Source organism: Flavobacterium polysaccharolyticum (genome assembly GCF_038739875.1).
Lineage (GTDB): Bacteria > Bacteroidota > Bacteroidia > Flavobacteriales > Flavobacteriaceae > Flavobacterium > Flavobacterium polysaccharolyticum.
On the sequence record NZ_JBCGDP010000003.1, the window covers coordinates 177,265 to 200,574 of the forward strand.

21 protein-coding genes are annotated in these 23,310 nt (G+C 34.2%); 7 read left to right on the forward strand and 14 right to left on the reverse strand.

What is annotated here, in order from left to right:
* Nucleotides 1-2 precede the first annotated feature (2 nt).
* The 5 genes from WFZ86_RS04265 (at nucleotide 3) to hemN (ending at nucleotide 5,770) form a co-directional block, all read left to right on the forward strand.
* Nucleotides 3-752, forward strand: a complete 750-nt coding sequence (locus WFZ86_RS04265; RefSeq protein ID WP_342690786.1) for a shikimate dehydrogenase family protein — start codon at nucleotides 3-5, stop codon at nucleotides 750-752.
* 154 nt (nucleotides 753-906) lie between these two features.
* Nucleotides 907-1,059, forward strand: a complete 153-nt coding sequence (locus WFZ86_RS04270) for a hypothetical protein (RefSeq protein WP_342690787.1) — start codon at nucleotides 907-909, stop codon at nucleotides 1,057-1,059.
* 210 nt (nucleotides 1,060-1,269) lie between these two features.
* Nucleotides 1,270-3,228: a DUF349 domain-containing protein gene (locus WFZ86_RS04275; protein WP_342690788.1), complete on the forward strand. Its 1,959-nt coding sequence runs from the start codon at nucleotides 1,270-1,272 to the stop codon at nucleotides 3,226-3,228.
* Between the two features lie 566 nt (nucleotides 3,229-3,794).
* Entirely contained in the window at nucleotides 3,795-4,268 is a 474-nt protein-coding gene (locus WFZ86_RS04280; RefSeq protein ID WP_342690789.1) for a hypothetical protein, read from the forward strand.
* A 137-nt stretch (nucleotides 4,269-4,405) separates the two neighbouring features.
* On the forward strand, nucleotides 4,406-5,770 hold the full coding sequence (gene hemN, locus WFZ86_RS04285; protein WP_342690790.1) for an oxygen-independent coproporphyrinogen III oxidase: 1,365 nt from the start codon (nucleotides 4,406-4,408) through the stop codon (nucleotides 5,768-5,770).
* A gap of 14 nt (nucleotides 5,771-5,784) precedes the next feature.
* Here the strand turns inward: hemN and WFZ86_RS04290 are convergent, their stop codons facing one another.
* From WFZ86_RS04290 to WFZ86_RS04325, 8 genes are all read right to left on the reverse strand, one after another.
* Nucleotides 5,785-6,486 carry a sulfite exporter TauE/SafE family protein gene (locus WFZ86_RS04290; protein WP_342690791.1) on the reverse strand — a complete coding sequence of 234 codons (702 nt, stop codon included), beginning with the start codon at nucleotides 6,484-6,486 and terminating at the stop codon, nucleotides 5,785-5,787.
* 27 nt (nucleotides 6,487-6,513) lie between these two features.
* Nucleotides 6,514-6,969 (reverse strand): FixH family protein, encoded by a 456-nt coding sequence (locus tag WFZ86_RS04295; protein ID WP_342690792.1) that lies wholly within the window; start codon nucleotides 6,967-6,969, stop codon nucleotides 6,514-6,516.
* 29 nt (nucleotides 6,970-6,998) lie between these two features.
* Nucleotides 6,999-8,417, reverse strand: coding sequence for a cytochrome c oxidase accessory protein CcoG (gene ccoG / locus WFZ86_RS04300; protein WP_342690793.1), 1,419 nt, complete (start codon nucleotides 8,415-8,417; stop codon nucleotides 6,999-7,001).
* An 84-nt stretch (nucleotides 8,418-8,501) separates the two neighbouring features.
* Nucleotides 8,502-9,443 (reverse strand): cbb3-type cytochrome c oxidase N-terminal domain-containing protein, encoded by a 942-nt coding sequence (locus WFZ86_RS04305; RefSeq protein ID WP_342690794.1) that lies wholly within the window; start codon nucleotides 9,441-9,443, stop codon nucleotides 8,502-8,504.
* Nucleotides 9,444-9,461: 18 nt separating this feature from the next.
* Nucleotides 9,462-9,641, reverse strand: a complete 180-nt coding sequence (locus tag WFZ86_RS04310; RefSeq protein WP_159686312.1) for a CcoQ/FixQ family Cbb3-type cytochrome c oxidase assembly chaperone — start codon at nucleotides 9,639-9,641, stop codon at nucleotides 9,462-9,464.
* Between the two features lie 8 nt (nucleotides 9,642-9,649).
* Nucleotides 9,650-11,833: a cytochrome-c oxidase, cbb3-type subunit I gene (gene ccoN, locus WFZ86_RS04315; protein WP_159686307.1), complete on the reverse strand. Its 2,184-nt coding sequence runs from the start codon at nucleotides 11,831-11,833 to the stop codon at nucleotides 9,650-9,652.
* A gap of 7 nt (nucleotides 11,834-11,840) precedes the next feature.
* Complete coding sequence (gene ccoS / locus WFZ86_RS04320; protein WP_064715144.1) at nucleotides 11,841-12,023, reverse strand: cbb3-type cytochrome oxidase assembly protein CcoS; 183 nt, start codon at nucleotides 12,021-12,023, stop codon at nucleotides 11,841-11,843.
* An 85-nt stretch (nucleotides 12,024-12,108) separates the two neighbouring features.
* The gene (locus tag WFZ86_RS04325; RefSeq protein ID WP_342690795.1) at nucleotides 12,109-14,520 is read right to left on the reverse strand and encodes a heavy metal translocating P-type ATPase; all 2,412 of its coding nucleotides are present in this window, start codon (nucleotides 14,518-14,520) and stop codon (nucleotides 12,109-12,111) included.
* Between the two features lie 109 nt (nucleotides 14,521-14,629).
* Between WFZ86_RS04325 and WFZ86_RS04330 the strand changes: the two genes are divergently transcribed.
* Nucleotides 14,630-15,310, forward strand: coding sequence for a Crp/Fnr family transcriptional regulator (locus WFZ86_RS04330; RefSeq protein WP_342690796.1), 681 nt, complete (start codon nucleotides 14,630-14,632; stop codon nucleotides 15,308-15,310).
* A gap of 5 nt (nucleotides 15,311-15,315) precedes the next feature.
* On the opposite strand, the gene WFZ86_RS04335 is transcribed toward WFZ86_RS04330, so the two are convergent.
* From WFZ86_RS04335 to def, 4 genes are all read right to left on the reverse strand, one after another.
* A complete protein-coding gene (locus WFZ86_RS04335; RefSeq protein WP_342690797.1) occupies nucleotides 15,316-16,758 on the reverse strand; it encodes an APC family permease in 1,443 nt (480 codons plus the stop codon).
* Between the two features lie 38 nt (nucleotides 16,759-16,796).
* Nucleotides 16,797-17,570 carry a nucleoside triphosphate pyrophosphohydrolase gene (mazG, locus tag WFZ86_RS04340; RefSeq protein ID WP_342690798.1) on the reverse strand — a complete coding sequence of 258 codons (774 nt, stop codon included), beginning with the start codon at nucleotides 17,568-17,570 and terminating at the stop codon, nucleotides 16,797-16,799.
* A gap of 78 nt (nucleotides 17,571-17,648) precedes the next feature.
* Nucleotides 17,649-18,122, reverse strand: coding sequence for a DUF5606 family protein (locus WFZ86_RS04345; RefSeq protein WP_159686289.1), 474 nt, complete (start codon nucleotides 18,120-18,122; stop codon nucleotides 17,649-17,651).
* A 78-nt stretch (nucleotides 18,123-18,200) separates the two neighbouring features.
* Nucleotides 18,201-18,788 (reverse strand): peptide deformylase, encoded by a 588-nt coding sequence (gene def / locus WFZ86_RS04350; RefSeq protein WP_315169875.1) that lies wholly within the window; start codon nucleotides 18,786-18,788, stop codon nucleotides 18,201-18,203.
* A 193-nt stretch (nucleotides 18,789-18,981) separates the two neighbouring features.
* Here def and WFZ86_RS04355 point away from each other — a divergent pair, with 193 nt between their 5' ends.
* Nucleotides 18,982-21,198: an FUSC family protein gene (locus WFZ86_RS04355; protein ID WP_342690799.1), complete on the forward strand. Its 2,217-nt coding sequence runs from the start codon at nucleotides 18,982-18,984 to the stop codon at nucleotides 21,196-21,198.
* A gap of 56 nt (nucleotides 21,199-21,254) precedes the next feature.
* Here the strand turns inward: WFZ86_RS04355 and WFZ86_RS04360 are convergent, their stop codons facing one another.
* Both WFZ86_RS04360 and ruvX read right to left on the reverse strand, forming a co-directional pair.
* Nucleotides 21,255-22,745 (reverse strand): malate:quinone oxidoreductase, encoded by a 1,491-nt coding sequence (locus WFZ86_RS04360; protein WP_342690800.1) that lies wholly within the window; start codon nucleotides 22,743-22,745, stop codon nucleotides 21,255-21,257.
* 132 nt (nucleotides 22,746-22,877) lie between these two features.
* Complete coding sequence (gene ruvX, locus WFZ86_RS04365) at nucleotides 22,878-23,288, reverse strand: Holliday junction resolvase RuvX (RefSeq protein ID WP_342690801.1); 411 nt, start codon at nucleotides 23,286-23,288, stop codon at nucleotides 22,878-22,880.
* Nucleotides 23,289-23,310: the final 22 nt, after the last annotated feature.

Here is a 23,310-nt window from a genome sequence, read left to right on the forward strand (position 1 = left end):
CAATGATTGATTCTCTGAAGATGCGTTTTGGATTACTCGGACGCAATATTAGCTATTCGTTTTCAAAAGGTCATTTTACAGAAAAGTTTAAAGACTCTATTTTTGAGGGTTATACTTATGAAAATTTTGACATTGAGGATATTAATTATTTTACCGAATTAATCAAAAACAATCCCGATTTAAGAGGGTTGAACGTTACTATTCCTTACAAAGAAGCCATACTCCCTTTTTTGGATAAACTTTCAAAAAAAGCATCAGTTATTGGCGCCGTAAACACCATTAAATTCACTAAAAGTGGAAAGCTCAAAGGGTATAATACTGACTATTACGGATTCAAAAAATCATTAGAGCCGCTATTGCAACCGCATCACACAAAAGCACTGATTTTAGGTACGGGTGGTGCAGCAAAGGGTGTTGCTTTTGCATTAGATGAATTAGGGATTTTGTACACCTTTGTTTCGAGAGAAAACAAAGAAAAAACCATTCGCTACGATTTATTGAATGAGACCGTGTTTGAGAACCATACGATTATCATCAACACAACACCACTAGGAACTAGTCCGAACACCGATAATTTCCCAACTATTCCGTATGAATTCTTTACAGAAAAACACATTGCTTATGATTTGATTTACAATCCTGCAGAAACAGTTTTTCTAAAGAAAGCTAAAAAACATGGAGCTCAAACCAAAAACGGATTAGAAATGCTTATTCTACAAGCCGAGAAAGCTTGGCGCATTTGGAATAAATAGATTTTTTATTCTTCATAACAAAACATCAAGTGAATTCATTTGGTGTTTTTTTTTTATTTTATAAAAACCTCCATAAAACACATTCAAGAAAACAACATAAAAAACTAAAAATCAATACATTTACTAAATTAACTTAACATAAATTCATCTTTTTATGAGAAAGCTGTTGGTACTTTTGTGTTTTATACTATCCCATTGGGGAATTGTAAATACTCAAGACGAGATAACGATTCGAAGTGAACAAAAACCATTTTCTGAACCTCGATTTACTTATTTTAGAGAAACAACTGTTTCATTTAATGAATAGTTGAGGCTAAAAAAGTTCATTTAACACCATCAAAATTAGGATATAAAAAACCAATTCGTAATCGCGCCTCGAACATTCGTTTTGATGAGCCTTTAGTCTCTACAAAATCAAATTCTATAATAGCTTTATAAAGTAAGGAAAAATTTTGCAATTAGCCAATCCTTTAGTACCTTTCGCACTATTAAAAATTAACCCTAAACATTTCATAAAATGTTAGACGAAAAGCATGATAACCTGCCCGATGCAGATGGAAGCCAATTATCAGAATTTATTGATAACCAAAACACTATCGAAAATCACATTGATAGTGATTCAATTCCAGCATCAAGTCCAGAAGATTCTACTTCTGAGAATCAAACTATTTTGGATGCCATTGCTAATACCAATGCAGAAGAAAGCGAAGATGAAACCCTAAAAGAACGTCATGACATTCCTATGCTAGATTATGAAGCATTGGATATGGAAACGCTTGTGAATGAATTAAAGCAATTAGTCACTACTGAAAAAGTAATGTCTATCAAAGAACATGTTGAGGAGATAAAAAAAGCATTCTTGGCTAAGTATTATCATCTTTTAGAAGAGAAAAAAGAAGAATTTCAGGTTGAAAATACAGATCCAAACGAGACTTTTGAATATCATTTCCCCTTAAAAAGCAAGTTTGATCAATATTACACACTGTATAAAGAAAATAAAAACATTCATTTTAAGAGTCTTCAAAGCAGTTTAAAAGGCAACCTAGAAACAAGATTAGCCATAGTTGAAGAATTGAGAAATTTAATTGATCCTCAAGCCAATATCAAAGACACGCTAAAACATTTTAACGACTTGAGAGAGCGTTGGAAAAATGCAGGACCAATTCCTAAAGACAAATACAACCATGTTTGGAACAACTATCATTTTCATGTAGAGAATTTTTATGATTATTTACATTTAGATCGTGAAGCAAGAGATATTGATTTTAAACACAACTTGGATTTAAAACTTAAGATAATTGCACGTGTTGAAGAATTAATTCTTGAAGAAGACATCAACAAAGCGTTCCGCGAATTGCAAGATTTACATAAAATCTGGAAAGAAGATATTGGACCAGTTTCCAAAGAACACCGTGATGAAATCTGGAATAAGTTTAGTGAATTAACTAAACAAATGCATGACAAGCGCGAAAAATTGTTCGAAAAACAAAGAGGCTCAGAGCTAGAAAACTTAGCCGCCAAAAAAGAAATCATTGAAAAAATCGAACAATTAGCCACAGAAAAAGTTAATGCTCATGCACAATGGTTACTACAAATAGAAAAAGTGGAAGCACTTAGAAATGCTTTTTTTACAGCAGGAAAAGTACCTTCAGATGTAAATGAAGCAACTTGGTCAGCATTTAAAACTGCAGTTAGAAATTTTAATAGTTTCAAAAATTCTTTTTATAAAGACATCAAAAAAGACCAAACGGAAAATCTAAACAAGAAAATAGCCTTAGTTGCCAAAGCAAAAGAGCTCCAAGAAAGTGAAGATTTTGCAACCACTACTCCGATAATGAAACAAATTCAGGAAGAATGGAAACAAATTGGTCATGTTCCAAGAAAATATTCTGATAAAATTTGGAATGAATTCAAAGAAGCTTGTAATCATTATTTTGCTAAACTTAAAGAGCAACGTAATGAGGAAAACTCCGAAGAAATGGCCGCTTTTGAAAACAAAAAAGCGTATCTAGAGACTATAAAAGAGTTCCAGCTTGTTGGCGATCACAAAACGGATTTAGAGGCTATAAAAAAACACATCGAAACATGGAAAAACTTTGGTAAGGTTCCTTTCCCAAGAAGACATATCGAAGGAAAATTCAATAAAATCTTAGATGCCTTATTCGAGAAGTTGAGCCTTAGCAAGAAAGAAACCGATATGATGCGTTTTTCTAACCGTATGGAAAACTTATCCGAGAGCAATGATGTTCGCAAATTAGATAATGAAAAGATATTCTTGATGCGTAAAATTGAAGAAGTTCAAAACGAAATTTTTCAATTAGAAAACAATATTCAATTTTTCACTAATACCAAGAATGCTAAGAAAGAGAATTCAATAGTACTTGAGGTTAGAAAAAATATTGCTATTCATAAAGAGAGTTTAGAGGTGTGGAAAGAAAAACTACAACAACTTCGAAATTTAAATTTAGAACAATAACTACTTAAATCCTCAATCTTAACAATTGGGGATTTTTTTTATCCACACATCAAAGATTAACAATCATTTAAGTCCATTACTTACATAAACCACCAAGAGAATTGTAGCTTTGCCAAATGGATTTTTTACGTAAAATAGTAATACTATCAGGATTATTGTTTTTGTTTTGTCTTGCACAAAGCGAAAACAAAAATCAAAGTGTTTCCATTTTAGAAACACAAAAAGACTCCAATTTACGTCAACAATTTGCCAACTCATCTTGTTTCATTCAGCCAACAACGTTTCATTTTACAGCAATAAGCAACCGCTTTGATACTCCAAGCTTTGCCTTATTCACTGCTCTTTTTTTCGCTCTAGCACTTGTTAACAATGAAGAAATTATTGCTAAAGCGTTTTCTTCAAAAAGCATTAATCGAGTACCAAGAGTATCCTTTTTACTCTTTCCTGTCCATTATTTTTGGTGATTGTATTGAAATAATTGCATTCAGATACGCATTGTGTCTTAATTACTGATTTTCAAAAATGAATTTCAGCGTTTCATTATTTATCACTTAAAACAAAATAACATGGATACCACAGTTACAATTATCGGTTTAGTAATAATCATTTTAATAACCATACCTCTATACTTCGTTATAAGAGGAAATAGTATCAATAAAAATAAAATTAAAGCGATACAAGCCCTTCACAATGCCGATAACACATTAAACTTTGAAGAAACCGACAAACAAAACAAGAAAGTCTTTTCGATTGACAAAAAGAACAAAGCCTTTCTTTTTATTGATTTCAACCCTAAAGAAACCTTCTATAAATTCTTTGATTTAAACCAAATCGTAGGCTGTCACATGCTCTACACAACAGATCCAGATACCAATAAAACCGTGAAAATTGAATTTGAGTTACTGCATAAACACATCAATCACAAAGAAGTTTTTACCGTTTATGATGCAAAATTCGACCCTATGAATCAAGTCTGCCTTTTTGAGGATGAAAAACTAGCCAAAAACTGGAGACAAAAGATTAATTCTTTGTTGGTTTAAACAACATAATGCATACATAATTAACAACTGAGGAAAGATTTTTTTTATTCTTTTCTCAGTTTTTTAGTGTTTATGATAAATATCATTTCCTTAGGGAGCAATAACAGATATTTTTGTAGTCTAAATTTAAGTTAATTATGAAAAAAAATCTAATTCAAAAATACAACGTGCCAGGACCTAGATATACTAGTTACCCAACGGTACCGTATTGGAATGAGTTGCTTTTTTCTAAAGACTTATGGGTAGAAACACTAAAGCGCTCATTCAAAGAAAGTAATTCAACCGAGGGTATTAGTTTATACATTCATTTGCCTTTTTGCGAAAGTCTTTGCACCTTTTGCGGATGCAACAAAAGAATTACAAAAAATCACAATGTTGAGCATCCTTACATCGAAGCTTTGTTGACGGAATGGAACTTGTATTGTAATCTACTAGAAAAAAAGCCAATCATCAAAGAAATTCACTTGGGAGGAGGAACTCCCACTTTCTTTTCTTCGGAACATTTAGAAAAATTAATCCACGGAATTTTAAGTAAAGCGCATAAAGCTCCTAACTATGAATTTAGTTTTGAAGGGCACCCAAACAATACTACTAAATCACAACTTCAATCGCTGTATGACTTAGGTTTTCGAAGAGTAAGTTTTGGCGTTCAAGATTATTCAGAAACAGTTCAAAACGCCATACACAGAATACAGCCTTTTCATAATGTAGCCAAAGTCACTTTTTGGGCTAAAGAAATTGGGTATACCTCAATAGGTCATGACATTATTTTTGGTCTACCCTTTCAACAACTCGAAGATGTTGTTGATACGATTGAGAAGACAAAATCGTTACATCCTGATCGTTTGGCATTTTATAGCTATGCGCATGTCCCATGGATCAAAGGAAATGGACAAAGAGGTTTTAAAGATTCTGACATTCCAAAGGACGAAGAAAAACGTCAATTGTATGAAATGGGGAAAAAATTATTGAGTAAAAATGGCTACCACGAGATTGGAATGGATCATTTTGCCCTGGAAGAAGACAGTCTTTTTGAGTCATTCAAAAACAAAAAACTACATCGCAATTTTATGGGCTACAGCTCCTCTAAAACCCAACTAATGATTGGTTTGGGCGTATCTTCAATAAGTGACAGTTGGTATAGTTTTGCTCAAAATGTAAAAACCATCGAAGAATACTACGAATGGTTACAAAAAGGCGAATTACCAGTATACCGTGGCCATATTTTAACTCCAGAAGATCTAATCATCAGACAGCATATCCTCAACTTAATGTGTCAATTTCAAACTTCTTGGAAAAACGAAGATACTTATTTTGAAGAACTTCCTGAGGTAATTTCACAATTAGAAGAAATGCAAAAAGACGGTCTAATCACCATCAAGAATCAAAAAATCACTGTCCTAGAAGCAGGAAAACCTTTTGTTCGTAATATTTGTATGGCTTTCGACTTACTACTAAAAAGAAAAGCACCTGAAACGGCGCTTTTTTCTATGACTGTATAAAAGTTAAATCTTTTTTAATGGCAATTTGGATTTTGTTGCACAAATAAACTTGTTGTATTGGGCGAAATATATGGAATACCTAAACCTAATCCTCTTAGAATAAACAATACCCCAATAAAAACAGCAACATAAGGTATGATTTTTTGAATTTTATTTCGAACAGCCAGCGTCAAGAAAGAGTTTATATATACTACTGTGCTCATCAAAGGAATTGTTCCCAATCCAAATAAAATCATATAAAGCACCCCAAGTTCAGGACTTTGCATAGCAATAGCGCCAAACAAAGCTACATACACCATTCCGCAGGGTAAAAATCCATTAAACAAACCAATTGTAAATAATGATTTGTACGTTTTTTTCTTGAATTGACTTCCTAGTTTTTGCTTCAAACTAGAAATTAATCGATAAATGGGTTTCGAAAAATTGTACTTTGCAAAAATGTTTTCTGGAATTAAAACTACTACAATCATTATAATACCGATAACAATAGAAAGTTTTTGCTGAATTCCAGCCATAAAAAAGCCTTTACCCAATAGTCCAAAAAGCAATCCCATACTTCCATAGGCTGTGAGTCTTCCAAAATGATAGGTTAAAATTTGAGTTACCTTCTTAGCCTGATTCGAACGATCTACTGGCAAAAGCATTGCGATAGGTCCACACATTCCAACACAGTGAAAACTACTTATTAATCCGAATAAAAAAGCGGTATATAACATTTGGAGATAACTTTAAATGCTTATTACTTACTTGATGTAAATCGTTTCTTTGGTCAAATACGCTTTGCCTTCATACTGCCATTCCATATTGATGTCCCAGCTTCCCCCAACAAGATTTGTTTTGGGAATGTGCAAAACAGGTTCTGTCAAAGCTAATTTTACTTGAAAATCCAATTTCTTATTAGACGGACGGTATAAAGCTACATTACCAGTAATTTTTTTTGGATCAAAGTTCTCTGGAAAAGTAATCGTAACTTCATTTTCCAATTGTGATACTAGAGGCTTATTAGGCAAATCTTGCGCATTTTGAACTCTTTGCATTTCTTCTTGATAATGAATATCGTGTTTATAATATTCCTCAACCACTAAGTCATTATCGTATTTAGAATCTGATTGTACTTTTACAACAAAGTATAGAATAAACGTCATAAACAAAGCAAAAGCTATTACAATGTATGTTCCCCAATTTAACTTTAATTTCATCTTTTATAATTTAATTATTAAAAACAGTATTAATCAAAACTACGAGGTCCTAAAAAATTGGTCACAGTAGTTTGTATTAATTCATTTCCTTCGTAAACTTCTATTTCAACTTTGGTTTTATCGCTCTCTAATAAGTATTTATTGATTTCGATAAAAAGGGTTCCACTACTCATACCTTGTCTTGGCACCACTAGATTTTGTTTTCCTACCACATTCAATGTTCCTTTAATGTCTTTCAATTTAAAGTGAACGTCTTTAATCTCATTGTTGGACTTATTGATAATCTTGAAGGTGTACACATTGCTTATGTTATTCCCTTTGTGTTGAAACAATTGTCCAGGCAAGCGCAAAATAGACGTTTCAATTTCGGCGCGTAAAAACAATAAACCAGAGAGAATTCCAATTAAAATAAACAGCACAGCACTATAGCCTTTCATTCTAGTTGTGAACTTGAACTTTTCGTTTTTCTCAATTTCATCTTCTGAAGCATAACGAATTAATCCTTTTGGTAAGCCAACACTTTCCATAATCGTATCACACTCGTCAATACAAGCCGTACAATTAATACACTCTAATTGAGTTCCATTTCTAATATCAATTCCGGTTGGACACACATGAACACATTGCTTACAATCAATACAATCACCTTTTCCCGTTGTCGCTCTGTCTTCTTGTTTATTAAATTTTGCACGTCCTTTTTCTTTTTCTCCACGTACAAAATCATAGGCAACATTTATCGATTTATTATCTAATAAAACACCTTGTAAACGACCATACGGACAAGCAATAATACAAACTTGTTCTCTAAACCAAGCGAATACAAAATAAAATACTCCCGTAAAAATCAATAGTGAAATTAATGTGCTCAAATGTCCTTTAGGCCCATCTTCAATCATGTGAAGCAACACATCACTACCTATTAAATAGGCTAAAAATACGTTGGCAATAAAGAAAGAAATCAAAAGAAAGATAAACCATTTTGCAACTTTCTTTCTTATTTTATCGGCATTCCATTCTTGCTTATCCAATCGGATTTGAGCTCCGCGATCACCTTCAATCCAATATTCAATTCTTCTAAAGACCATTTCTAAGAAGATGGTTTGAGGGCAAATCCATCCACAAAAAATACGTCCAAAAATCACAGTAAATAGTATCACAAATACTACTCCCACTATCATGAACAATACAAAGAGATAGAAATCTTGTGGCCAAAATGGAAAGCTAAAAATATTAAAACGACGTTCTAAAACATTGAACATCATGAACTGATTGCCATTAATTTTAATAAATGGATTGGCAACAAGAATGATCAACAAAAAATAACTTAACCATTTGCGATAGTCGTAAAATTTCCCAGAAGGTTTTTTGGGAAAAATGTACTTTCTATTGCCTTCTTCATCGATAGTTGCAATACTATCACGAAAAGATTCATCAGGTAAAACTGCCATGGCTTTTGTTTTTATAAGACTTTTTAAAACGACTGTGTCAAAGCAAAACACTTTGACACAGACTATACAACTATTAAAATTATATTATTTAACTTGAGTGCTATCTTTAGCTGCAGCAACTGCAGCAGCAGCGTCAGCTTTTGGAGCGGCATCATCAACCCAAATTTCACCATCTGGAGCTTTTGGATCTTTAGGATTACTACCTCTTAAAGATAATACATAACTTGCCACTTTTTGCATTTCTTTTGGTTTTAATGTTCCTTTCCAAGAAATCATCCCTTTTCCGTCACGACCACCATTCATAATGGTATGAAAAACGTTTTTGATACCTCCACCCAAAATCCAATGATCATCGGTTAAGTTTGGACCAATTTGACCACCACCATCTGCTCGGTGACAAGCAGCACAATTGGTTGTGAATATTTCTTTTCCAATGGCTAATTCAGCTGGATCAGTCAACAAAGTAACTGTTTTCTCATCCATCAAATCAGGAGCTGTTTTCATATATTCAGCCACTTCAATTTTGGCTTGTGCTATTTCATTTTTCAATTCTGTTTCTTGATCCGGAGCGCCTAATATTTCATAACGAATTAAATATACAGCGGCAAAAACGATACAAGTATAGAATAAATACACCCACCAAGGCGGGAGACTATTATCTAACTCACGAATACCATCATAATCGTGATCCAATAGCAACTCCCCTTCTTTTTCAATTGGAGCCGATTTGGTTAATTTTTTCATTAGATTTTTATACCAATCACTTTGTCCTAAACTAACTGAGGAAGCTTCTTCTAATTTAGCTTTTTGTTCATCTGTTAATAAGCTATAAGTAATAGCATCAATAGCGCTAACCGTGATCTCGATGGCAATCAATAAGAAAAGAAAGACAAACAAGAATACAGAAACCATTGGAAATTTAATAAATGCAGGACGATCCCCTGAGTCGATAAAATACTCCATCGCACCAAAAACGGCGAAGAAAATAAGGGGAACCCTAACGTATACTGGAATTAATTTTTTCATTTTTTTTACGCTTTAAAATTATACAGAAGGATTGTCTTCAAGGGGAATATTGCTCATTTCTTGAATGGTTTCTTTTTTATATGAAAACACCCAAAAAGCTAATCCTACAAAGAAGAAAAAGAAAATCAATAATGAAAGCACTGGATAGATTTCAATCCCTGCAATCGTCTCCATATTGTGTTTAATTTGTTCAAACATCTTCTTTCTTATTTATTGTCCTTTACTTTGATATCAGTACCTAAACGTTGCATATAAGCAATCAAAGCTACAATCTCTCTTTCGTTCATCGGAACAAATTTCTCTCCTCTTGCTTCAGCTTTCTTTTTACTCTCTTCGTAACTTTTCACGAAATCAGGATCATTTTTCAAGCTCTCTTCAATTTTGATAGCTTGCGCTCTCAGGTCTTTTTGTCCGTTGGCAATTTGTGCCTCTGTATATGGAACACCAAGAGTAACCATTGCTTTCATTTTCTTTTCAGTCATAGAAACATCCATCGGCTTGTTATCAAACAGCCATTTATAACTTGGCATAATAGAACCTGCTGAAATACTTTGTGGGCTCCAGAAATGGTTAAAGTGCCAGTTATCGTTGTATTTTTGACCTACACGTTGCAAATCTGGACCTGTACGTTTTGATCCCCAAAGGAATGGATGGTCGTATACAAACTCCCCTGCTTTAGCCTGAGGACCGTAACGCTCTACCTCACTTCTGAATGGTCGAACGGATTGAGAGTGACAGCTAACACAACCTTCACGGATATACAAATCACGCCCTTCTAATTCTAGAGGAGTATAAGGTTTAACACTAGCAATAGTTGGAATATTCGATTTGACCATAATTGTTGGAACAATTTGAATAATTCCTCCAATTAAAATAGCTACAGTAGCTAAAATTGCCATTTGTATTGGTCTTCTTTCTAACCAAGTATGGTATTTTTCACCTCTAAAACGTTTTGAGCTGATATCTTGAAGTGCAGGAGCTTCTGCCAATTCATCTTCAATAGCATCGCTGTTGCGCACGGTTTGTACAATGTTATACACTAACACCAACATTCCGGTTAAGTACAAAGTACCACCAACAGCTCTCATCCAATACATTGGCATAATTTGAGTTACTGTTTCTAAGAAGTTTCCATAAGTTAATGTTCCATCAGGATTGAACTGTTTCCACATGGATGCTTGTAAGAAACCAGCAACATACATTGGCAAAGCATAAAGTATAATCCCTAAAGTACCAATCCAGAAGTGGAAATTCGCCAATTTAGTAGAGTATAAAGTTCCTTTTGACATTCTTGGGATTAACCAATAAATAATACCAAAAGCCATAAACCCGTTCCAAGCTAATGCTCCTACGTGAACGTGTGCAATAATCCAATCCGTATAGTGTGCAATAGCGTTAACATTTTTCAAAGATAACATTGGACCTTCAAAAGTTGCCATACCATAACCCGTCATTGCCACTACGAAGAATTTCAAAACAGGCTCAACTCTAACTTTGTCCCAAACTCCTCTCAAAGTCAACAATCCATTAATCATACCTCCCCAAGATGGAGCAATCAACATTACTGAGAAAACTACTCCTAAGTTTTGTGCCCAAGTAGGCAATGCAGAATACAATAAGTGGTGTGGTCCAGCCCAAATGTATAAGAAAATCAGAGACCAAAAGTGAATGATTGATAAACGATAAGAATAAACAGGACGATTGGCTACTTTAGGCACAAAATAGTACATTAATCCTAAAAACGGCGTTGTTAAGAAAAATGCTACTGCATTGTGACCATACCACCATTGTACTAAAGCATCTTGAACTCCAGCATAAACTGAGTAACTTTTCATTGCCGAAATAGGCAATTCTAAACTATTGAAGATATGTAAAACAGCTACGGTAATAAAAGTAGCTATGTAAAACCAAATCGCTACATACAAGTGACGCTCTCTTCTTTTGAGCATTGTTCCAATCATATTGATACCAAAAACAACCCAAATCAAAGCAATAGCAATATCAATTGGCCATTCTAGCTCAGCATACTCCTTAGATGAAGTATATCCTAACGGTAATGAGACTGCTGCGGCAACAATGATTAACTGCCAGCCCCAAAAATTAAGATTACTCAAGAAATCGCTAAACATTCTCGCTTTTAGCAATCGCTGTAAAGAGTAGTAAACCCCTGCAAACATTGCGTTTCCTACAAAGGCAAAAATAACAGCGTTAGTGTGTAAAGGTCTCAATCTTCCAAAACTCAACCAAGAAATCCCCTCGGTTACGTTTGGAAACAGAAACATAAAAGCCAAAATAAGGCCCACAAGCATTCCCACAACACCAAAAACGATGGTTGCGTAAATGAACTTCTTTACAATTTTGTTGTCGTAATAAAATTGTTGCATTTCCATAATTAAATTAGTTTTCTTTTGTTATTGTTGATTTTTGATTTTTTTTGGCTAACTCATCATCAAAGAGCATTCGCACAGAAGGGGTGTAATCGTCATCGTATTGTCCGGTTCTTACTGCAATAACAAAAGCAACAAAAAAGCCTATAGCGACAAAAATACTGATCGAGATTAAAAGATAAATGACACTCATACTATAAGTTTTATATGGACAAAAATACTTTTAAGAAAAATTTCAAAATATGACTTTTATCATATTTAATCTTGTTTTGTTAAAATTATGCAAAAAAAGAATCTTTCTGGTATAATCTGTTTGTTTTCTTTCGCGAGTAGTAATTACTCATGATAGTTACAAAACTCACTATAGTAATGGTACTCAGCGGCATAATGATGGCTGCAACCAATGGCAAGAGGTTTCCAGTAATCGCAAAGGAGAGTCCAACTACATTATACAACAAGGATAATCCAAAGCTCATTTTTATAGTTTTTATAGCGTCTTTGGACAAGTTTAAAAAGTAGTTTAACTGGAAAAATTCCGATGCATCGAGAATCGCATCACAGGCTGGTGAAAACACATTTACATTCTCTGAAATCGAAATTCCAACATTACTTTGTGCTAAGGCACCTGCATCATTTAATCCATCACCCACCATCATCACATTTTTGCCTTGCTCTTGCAATTGTTTGATAAAAGCTAATTTTTCATCTGGTTTTTGATTAAAAACCAATTCCACATCATCAGGAAGTATTTTTTCTAAAGTAGGTCTTTCGCCTTCGTTATCTCCAGATAATATCTTAATTTCATACTTATTATTCAATACTTGAAATAATTCTTCTAAACCAGTTCGATATTCATTATTAAACACATAATGACCGTAGTATACCTCATCAATTTTGATATGAACCGCAGTTTGCTCCAACTCTTCATCTTGTACTTTACCTACAAAAGAAGCGGAACCAATTTGAATTTGTTTATCTAGCACCTTAGCTTGGATTCCTTTTCCCGGAATTTCATCAAAAAGGAAGACTTTTTCTCTTTTGGTTTCAGGCAAAAAGCCATAGAGCATCCTACTCAAAGGATGATTTGAAGCTCTCAAAACACTCTTTATCATAGCTTGTTCTCCAACGCTCAATTCGACACCTTGATAACTAATATTCGATTTTTTATTGGTAGTTATAGTACCTGTTTTATCAAAAACTATAGTATCGACTTTGGCCAATTGCTCTATTACCAAAGCATTTTTGAGATAGAACTTTTGTTTCCCCATAATCCGTAACACATTCCCCATAGTAAATGGCGCTGTCAAAGCCAATGCACAAGGACAAGCTACAATCAAAACTGCGGTGAAAACATTGAAAGCAGTATTGGCATCAAAAAATATCCAATACAGAAAACCTGCAAATGCAATCAATAATAAAATAGGAGTGAAATAACGCGAAATCGTATCGGTAATGGTTTTGTGTTTTTGCTCGACTTTCTTCTGAAAAATGTCGTTACTCCACAACTGTGTCAAATAACTTTGAGAAACAGAATGCAATACTTCCATTTCGATAACTTTCCCAATTTGTTTTCCTCCCGCAAAGATTTTATCGCCTGAATTTTTTACAATCGGAATCGCTTCGCCAGTAACAAAACTATAATCAATCTCTGATTTTTCGCTAATTAAAATACCATCAACAGGAATAAGTTCTTGATTTCGAATCAATAATCGATCTCCTTTTTGAATATCAAAAACAGGAATACTTTCTTCGGAAGCATCAGGATTAATTCTAGTAATAGCGATAGGAAAATAGGATTTAAAGTCTCTTTCAAAACTTAAAAAACTATAGGTTTTTATCTGAAACATTTTTCCCAAAAGCATGAAAAAAATCAGCCCACATAAACTATCAAAAAATCCAGAACCGTAATCCATGATAATATCAAAGGTGCTTCTGACAAACATGACAACTATCCCAAGCGCGATTGGAATATCAATGTTAAGCATTTTGGAACGAATACTTTTATAAGCCGATACATAATAACCACTTGCCGAATAGAAAAAACTAGGTAAAGAAAGAGCAAAAATCAACCAACGAAAAAAACCACGATATTGATTCAACCAATATTCTTCTACTTCAAAATATTCAGGAAAAGAGAGCAACATAATATTTCCAAAACAAAAGAAAGCCATCCCTAATTTGTAAGTCAAACTTCTATCTATCTTTTCTTTTCCAGTCTCATAATTTTCAAGACTTATGTAGGGTTCATACCCTATAGAACTCAAAAGATAAACGATATCTTTTACGGTTACTAAAGTTGGATTGTAATTGATTCTAACTTTTTTCTCTGGAAAATTGACCTGTGAAATATTGATGCCTGATTGCAATCGCTGTAAGTTTTCTAAAATCCAAATACAAGAACTGCAATGAATATGTGGAATATTTAAAGTAATGATTTCTGTATTTTCTTCTTGAAAATCAAGAAGTTTAGCTACAATAGTTGGATTGTCTAAAAAATCGTATTTTCCTGCAATATCAAGAGGCGTGGCTCCAGGTGATTGTTCAAAATCATAATAGCAAGAGAGGTCATTCGTACTAAATATTTCATAAACCGTTTTACAACCGTTGCAACAAAAAAATTTAGTATCAAAATGGATTTCTTCAGCCTTCTCAATGTCTAAGCCGCAGTGAAAACAATTCTCTTTTTTCATATTTTATTGTTCCTGTTAAAGTGCCGCAAAGGTTGCCAATTGATTCGCTTAAAAATATGATTTTTGTCATAAATTTGCTTATTTTTGCCGAAAATTATTCCAACCGCAAATGAGCAAATGTGAGCAATGTATTGTACGTGAATTTAGTTCTTTAAAAGCACTAAACAAAGAAGAACTCTTAAAAGTTGCTAGTTGTAAAACTTCTTACACCATTAAAAAAGGTGAGCCTCTCTTTGAAGAAGGCGAAGTGATTAACGGTGTGTATTGTGTTAAAGATGGTTTTTGCAAACTATCTAAACTCAGTACCAACGGAAAAGATCAAATTGTAAAACTCGTAAAAGCAGGAGAACTATTAGGACAACGTTCTATGGTTAGTGACGAACCCGCAAATCTCTCAGCTATAGCACTTGAGGACATGGAAGTATGTTTTATTCCAAAATCTGAAATCTTAAATTTCTTCAATAAAAACAATCAATTCTCATTAGGAATGATGAAAAGTATTTGTGGAGACTTGAAAGAATCTGATTTACATGTCGTTTCAATGGCTCAAAAAACAGTAAAAAACAGATTAGCAGAAACCTTAATTTATTTACAAGAGAGTTTTGGAAAAAATGCTGACAATACCTTGAGAATACAACTTTCTAGAGAAGAATTAGCGGGTATGATCGGTACGGCAACCGAAAGCTGCATTCGTATTTTATCTGAATTCAACAAAAGTGGTTTAATCGAATTAGTGGGCAAAAAAATCGCCATTAAAGACTTAAACAAACTAAAAAAAGTAGCAGAATAAGCTAGTTACTCTTTCTTAAAAACAACATAGTAAATAGGAATTCCCAAAGCAACAATTGCTAGTCCAATTCCTGTATTCACTGTTTCATAAACTAAAAGTGTCAAACATATTCCTGTAGCAACTAGAATGTAAAGTGCAGGAACAATAGGATAGCCCAATGCTTTGTATGGTCGCAACGCATTGGGTTCTTTTTTTCTTAAAATGAAGACACCCAATATCGTTAAGATATAAAACAATAGGGAAGCAAAAGTGGCATACGTCAATAAATCCCCAAACTTTCCGGAAACACAAAGTACCGATGCCCAAATACATTGTACCCAAAGCGCCTTGACTGGTACTTGATGTTGATTGAGTTCTGTAGCTTTTCTAAAAAACAATCCTTGATTAGCCATCGCGTAAAACAACCGTCCTCCCGATAAAATTAATCCACTATTACAACCAAAGGTCGAAATCATTATTAATGCGGTCATCACAAAAACGCCCGTATTTCCCATAATCATGCTAGCAGCTGCTGCGCCTACTCTATCATTGGATGCGAACATAATTCCATTTGCAACTACTTCATTACTATTAGGAGTTCCGTGCAATGGCAATAAGGATAAATAAGCTAAATTGGCCAAAACATAAATCACAGTAACAATCAAAGTTCCCAAAAACAAACTTCTGGGGATATTTTTCTTGGGGTCTTTTATTTCACCTGCAATAAACGTGACGTTATTCCATGCATCACTAGAAAATAAAGAATTAATCATCGTTGCAGTGGCAGCTCCTAAAATTGCTGTACCAACTAATTTTGTCACTGTCACAGAACCATCAGGATGTACAACTGTCTTGCTAGCTTCCCACATATTACTAAAATTAGCCGACAAAATATCTTTTTGTAACCCAACATAGATTCCTAAAATTATGAGCGCAAAAAGTGCCAATAATTTAGTTGCCGTTAATATCAATTGAATCCATTTTCCGTTCTCGATTCCTTTGGTATTTATATAGGTCAAAATAAAAATACTAAAAACTGCAAGTACCTGTTTATTAGAAAAAACAAAACTCCCAGATTGGAATAAAACGGTATCCAAAACAGGAAAAAATACAGCACTGTAATTCGCAAATGTAACAGCAATAGCAGCAATAACGCCTGTTTGTATTACCGAAAAAACCGTCCAGCCATAGAGAAAAGAAACCAAGCGACCATAAGCTCTTTGAATATAAACAAACTGTCCGCCTGCATTGGGCATCATTCCTGCCAACTCTCCGTAACTCAAAGCTGCAGCAACGGTAATCAAACCCGTAACCACCCAAATCATTAACAACCAAGCGGCAGAACCAACATCTCTGGCCATCGCTGATGTTACAATAAATATCCCTGAACCAATCATAGAACCAGCTACTAAACTTGTTGCATCGAGTAAGCCTAATGATCGTTTTAATTCGGTTTTGTTTTCTGACATGTAAAGTAGAATTTTATAAAATGAATGGTTTTTTTTCTTTAAAGCTTCTTGGCTTCATTCCAAAAAACATCCATTTCAGCCAAAGTCATATCCATAAGTGGTTTCCCTAGTTCTTCTGCTTTGCTTTCTAGGTATTGAAATCGCTTGATAAACTTTTTATTGGTTCGTTCCAAAGCGTCTTCTGGATTGATGTTTAAAAAACGGGCATAATTAATCATTGAAAATAAAACATCTCCAAACTCGGATTCCATTTTGTCTTGATTTCCTGACGCTACTTCCTCTTGAAGTTCTTGCAATTCCTCTTGCACTTTGTCCCAAACTTGATGGGGTTCCTCCCAATCAAATCCTACTCCTTTTACTTTATCTTGAATTCGGCTAGCTTTAACCAAAGCTGGTAGACTTCTCGGAACACCTTCTAAAACAGATTTTTTTCCTTCTTTCAATTTGAGTTTTTCCCAGTTTTGCTTTACCTCTTCCTCATTTTCCACAACAGTATCTCCATAAATATGAGGATGACGGTGAATGAGTTTTTCGCAAATTTCATTACATACATCGGCAATATCAAAATCTTGTGTTTCGCTTCCGATTTTGGCATAAAAAACCAAATGCAACAGCAAATCGCCAAGCTCTTTTTTGACTTCAGTCAAATCATTATCCAAAATAGCATCGCCTAATTCATAGGTTTCTTCTATGGTCAAGTGACGTAAAGATTGCAAGGTTTGTTTTTTGTCCCAAGGGCATTTTTCTCGCAATTCGTCCATTATGGTCAATAATCGATCAAAGGCTACTAACTGGTCGGCTCTAGAATTCATAGCAATGGTTTTTGGTAAAAATAAAAAAATCCTGTCAAGAAAACGACTCAACAGGATTTTATATTGGTATAAGTACTACTACTCTTTTTTAGCTTTCGCTTTTTTTGGTTTTGCTTCAGCAGCTACTTCCTCAGTAACTGATTCTTCTTTCCCAACCGCTGGAGGCGCATCATCAGTAACTAAACCTCTTTCTTGTAACATATTGTACCAATTCAAGATTTTTTTGATATCTGATGCATATACTCTTTCTTCATCATATTCAGGAAGAACTTCTCTAAAATAAGCATTCAAAGTAGCGTTATCTTCTTTATGAGAAATAGCCTTTCCGTTGTTCTCTTTTTTAGCAATATTCGACATTACTTCTGCCAATGGCTTCTCAGCATCATAAGTATAAACAGAAATTTCAGTCAACAAACTCACGTTGCTTTTTAAACTTACCGTTACTTTTTTTCCATCTAATAAAGATTCGGCAACAAAACCTGTTCTAGTTTGAACTTTCAATGCAAATAAACCTGGTTTACCTGAAATCGCTAAAATTTTTTCTAAATTCATTGTATCTATTTTTATTGTTGGTTGTTAATAGTTTGGCTTGCATTATTTTGAAAATAAGCAGCAAAACTACACCCTAATTTATCTTCCTTTTTTTGCAAAAAATTTCATTCGGTATTCCTGAAAAGTTTTTCCCTCCATGATATTTTTCAACTTCTTTTGAATCAATCTTTTTTTCAAAGATGATATTTTATCCGTGAACAAAATCCCTTCAATATGATCGTATTCGTGTTGAATGACTCTAGCAATCAAGCCGTCAAAAACTTCGGTCTTCATCACAAAATCCTCTTCGCAGTATTCTATTGTTACTATAGGTTTTCTGTAAACATCCTCGCGAACATCTGGAATACTTAAACAACCTTCGTTAAAAGCCCATTCTTCACCTTCTTCTTTGATGATTTTGGCATTAATAAATGTTTTTTTGAATCCTTTTAACTGTTTTTGAGCCGCAGTTTCTAAATCGTCATCATCACTGAACGGTGTTGTATCAACTACAAACAAACGTAAAGGTAAACCTACTTGCTCAGCAGCCAAACCAACTCCAAAAGCATTGTACATGGTTTCATACATGTTTTCAATTACTTCTTTTAAGTTAGGATAATCAGGAGTTACTTCTTCTCCAACTTTTCGTAAAACTGGATCGCCATACCCTATAATTGGTAAAATCATTGTTATCGTAATTAAGTTTATGCCACAAAAGGGGTCTTTCCTTTTTTATTGGTTGGCAAAAATAGTAAAATTTCAACAATGCCGAATTCCTAATGGAGAATAAGTTTCGTTTTTCCTGAATTAACCAAATTCGAAGTACAATTTTATACCTTAAGAAGCGCACAATTCTTACCTTTGAAATGAAATTACCACCATGATCGAAGAAATAAGAAAATTTGCAGATAGTACGCATTTCACCAATGCTTTGAAAGTGACCATAGCTACAGTAACTCCTGTGTTGTTTTTTGTTTACTTAGGACATTTTGAAGTGGGGTTTACAATTGCACTTGGCGCTTTTTTTACCTACCCCAGCGACATTCCTAGCAGTTTAAAACACAAAATAAATGGTCTTATTGTAACTGCAATCTTGGTGGCTTTTGCCAATTTATTAGTCAATCTAGCCTATCCTTATGGCATTATCTTTTACCCGCTTTTTGGCCTACTCATCTTTCTATTCTCCATGATTTCGGTGTATGGACAAAGAGCTACAGCAGTTTCTTTTTCGTGCTTATTGTCTATTTGTTTAGCTTTTGCTCATTTGCATTCAGGATGGGAAATGCTGCAATATTGTGGATTAATGTTTGCTGGAGGATTATTTTATCTCTTGATTTCGTTGCTTTTTTATTATATAAGTCCTTATCGTTTTGTTGAATTGCAATTGGCTTCATGCATTGATTTAACAGCCAAGTATTTAAAACTAAGAGCCGATTTATGGAAAATTGATGCCGATAAAAAAACGATAACAGAAAAACAACTGGCCTTACAAGTTGAAATCAATACTAATCACGAAAACATTCGAAAAGTATTGATAGGAAATCAATCACTTTCTGCGGATTCAGCTCAAAATCGAAAACTTTTGATTGTATTTGTTAATCTAGTCGAAATATTAGAGTTGGCCTTGGCCACCGCTTTTGATCATAAAACACTACACGAAAAATTTGATGCGCATCCACAAATCATCAAAAGTTACTCTACAATTGCTACGAATTTGAAAAAGACTTTGAAGCAATTAAGTAAAAACATCGAAAATAGATCACAATACCGTTCCAAACATTCGTTAATAGATGATTTAAAAAAATTTGAAGCTACTATTTTAGAATATGAAAAAAATCTAGGAGAAGACCTAGCAAAAGAAGGCGTGATAATGTTGACTACCATGTTGCATTATGCCGAAAGTCAGGTCGAAAAAATAAAGATCATTGAACGTGCTTTTAATTTAAAAATAAAAGAGGAAGATGTAAAGGTACATCGAAAAGAGTTAGAAAAATTCCTAACACCTCAGTACTATCCCTTGTCAACATTTATTAATAACTTAAGCTTTTCCTCTACCCTTTTTAGACATTCCCTGCGCCTATCAATTACACTACTGTTTGGCTTTTTAATTGGCACTTTTTTGCCTTTTCAAAATGTATTTTGGATTTTACTCACCATCATTGTAATCATGCGTCCTGGATACGGATTGACCAAAGAACGTTCGTTTCAGCGAACCTTTGGAACTTTCCTTGGAGGCTTCATTGCTTTTGGTTGTATTTATTTCATTGACAACAATGTTGTATTGAGCTTGATGGCTATTTTATGCGTTCTTTTAGGTATGTCTTTTACCAATATTAGTTATAAAACTAGCGCAACTTTTGTTACGATGTATGTGGTTTTCTTGTACAGTATACTTACCCCAAACATTGCTAATGTGATTGAATTTAGAATTATTGACACCATAGTTGGAGCAGTTTTGGCTTATACTTTCAATCATTTTGTTTGGCCTTCTTGGGAATTCATAAATACACCCAACCATATAGAAAAAGTAATTCTTGCCAATAGAAAATACCTGAATGAAATTGCTCTTTTCTATAACAAAAAAGGAAATGTTACAACGGTTTATAAAGTCGCTAGAAAAAATGCCTTTATTGAGATTGGAAACCTTATGGCATCGTTTCAACGTATGAGCCAAGAACCCAAATCACAACAAAAAAAAATTGCTCAAGTATACAAATTGACTGTTTTGAATCATACGTTACTTTCTTCAATTGCATCTATGGGAACGTACATTCAATCACACAAAACAACGGCCGCTTCTGACGCCTTCAATCGTGTGATGGCAACTGCCTTACAAAACTTAGACGATGCATTACTTGTTTTAAATCCTTCTTATTCCTCTAAAACCGCTCCAATTTCAACTTCTGAAAAAGCAAAAGGTTTTACTGAACTTATGGCAATCCGTATGAAGGAATTAACAGAAAAAAGTACTTTGGACACTACAACCAACAAAGTACAAATGCAAGAAGCACAACTCATAATCGAGCAGTTAATTTGGTTGATTAATCTCTCTGAAAATATCTTAAAAAACACCAAATTATTAATAGAAAAAGAATAAAAAAAAACCCCAAATTTCTAAATGAAATATGGGGCTAAATGAACAAAATTAATCCTTTACAAATTTAAAACTTCAGCGGTATTTGCTCTCACCTCTGCTAATAACGCTGGATTTTCATTCAAAGCTTGTCCGTAAGAAGGTATCATTTTTTTGACTTTTTCTTTCCATTCAGAAGATTGCATCTCTTTTTCAAAGCATTTTCCAACCAAATCTACCATAATCGAAACTGCTGTAGAAGCACCTGGAGAAGCACCTAAAAGAACGGCCAAACTACCATCGGCAGTAGTAATCATCTCCGTTCCAAATTCTAATTTACCAATCAATTCTTCGTCTCTTTTTATAACTTGAACACGTTGGCCTGCGCGTTCTAGCTTCCAATCTTTGGTTTTAGCATTTGGCACATATTCTCTCAAAGCGTTCATTCGATCTTTTGGAGATTGACGAACTTGTTCAATTAAATACTTTGTGAGTGGAATGTTTTTATATCCAGCCACCAACATAGGTATAACATTGTCTGGTTTTATAGACAATGGCAAATCAGAATAAGAGCCATTTTTTAAGAATCGAGTCGAAAAGCCTGCAAAAGGTCCAAAAAGCAATGCCTTTTCTCCATCAATCATACGAGAATCTACATGAGGCACCGACATTGGTGGTGCTCCCACACTTGCTTTCCCATATACCTTGGCTTGATGCTGTGCAATTACTTCTGGATTGGTACACTTTAACCACTGCCCACTCACGGGAAAACCACCATATCCTTTACCTTCAGGAACATCTGCTTTTTCTAATAAAGGAAGTGAACCACCTCCAGCTCCTATAAAGACAAACTTTGTATACGCTTTTATTTTTTGATCCGATTCCAGATCAGTGATTTTTATGCGCCATCTTTTATCCTCACATTGTTTCAATTTCTTTACTTCATGACCAAAATGAATCGTTACTCCATCTAAAGAAGTTAAGTGCGCCAACATCATTCTTGTCAAAGTCCCGAAGTTAACATCAGTTCCTATTTTCATAGAAGTCGCAGCGACTTTCTCTCCTTCTTTTCTGCCATTCATAACCAAAGGCATCCATTGCTTTAATTCTGAAGCATCGGTACTAAATTCCATATCCGCAAAAAGAGGATTGGCTTGCAAAACATTGAATCTATTTGTCAAGAAGGCAACATTTTCTTCTCCCCAAACAAAACTAATATGCGGTATGCTTTTAATGAATTCTTTTGCTGAGGCCAATTTACCTTCGCTTACAAGGTAGGACCAAAATTGTCTTGAAACCTCAAACTGTTCTGCTATGCTAATGGCTTTAGCAGGATTAATAGTGCCATCTGGACTCTCGGGAGTATAGTTTAATTCACAAAAAGCAGAGTGCCCTGTTCCTGCATTATTCCAAGCATCTGAGCTTTCTAATGCGGCAGCATCTAAACGTTCGTAAATTTCAATCTTAAGATCTGGCTGTAATTCTTTAAGCAATAACCCTAAAGTGGCGCTCATAATTCCAGCACCAATTAACACTACATCACTATTGGTTCTTATGGTTGTATCTGACATGGTTCATTGTGTTTTTTAAAGGTGCAAAAATAGTTCATAAAAACACAATAAAAAAAACAAAATTGTAGAGAGATTCATTACAAAAGAAACATTTAGCGACAAGTATGTTACAGTTACAACTCTAGTAAACAATTACCTGTGACTCAAGTAATCTTGTAGCATTATTGTAGCCGAAATTTCATCGATAAGCGCTTTATTTTGGCGCTGTTTTTTACTTAATCCACCATCAATCATGGATTGAAAAGCCAATTTAGAAGTAAATCGTTCGTCAACTCTAATCACTTTCATTTCTGGAAAATGATTGGTAAAATGTGTTACAAAACCTTTAATAATAGAAGCACTTTGTGAAGGCTCTCCGTTCATTTGTTTGGGTTCCCCAATCAATACTGCTTCGACTTTTTCTTTAGCAAAATAATCTTTCAAGAAATCAATTGCAGTAGCAGAAGGTATAGTGGTTAAACCCGAAGCTATGATTTGTAGTTCATCGGTAACTGCTATTCCAGTGCGTTTTTGTCCGTAATCTATGGCGAGAATTCTTGGCATTTGTGACTATTTAAGGAGCAAA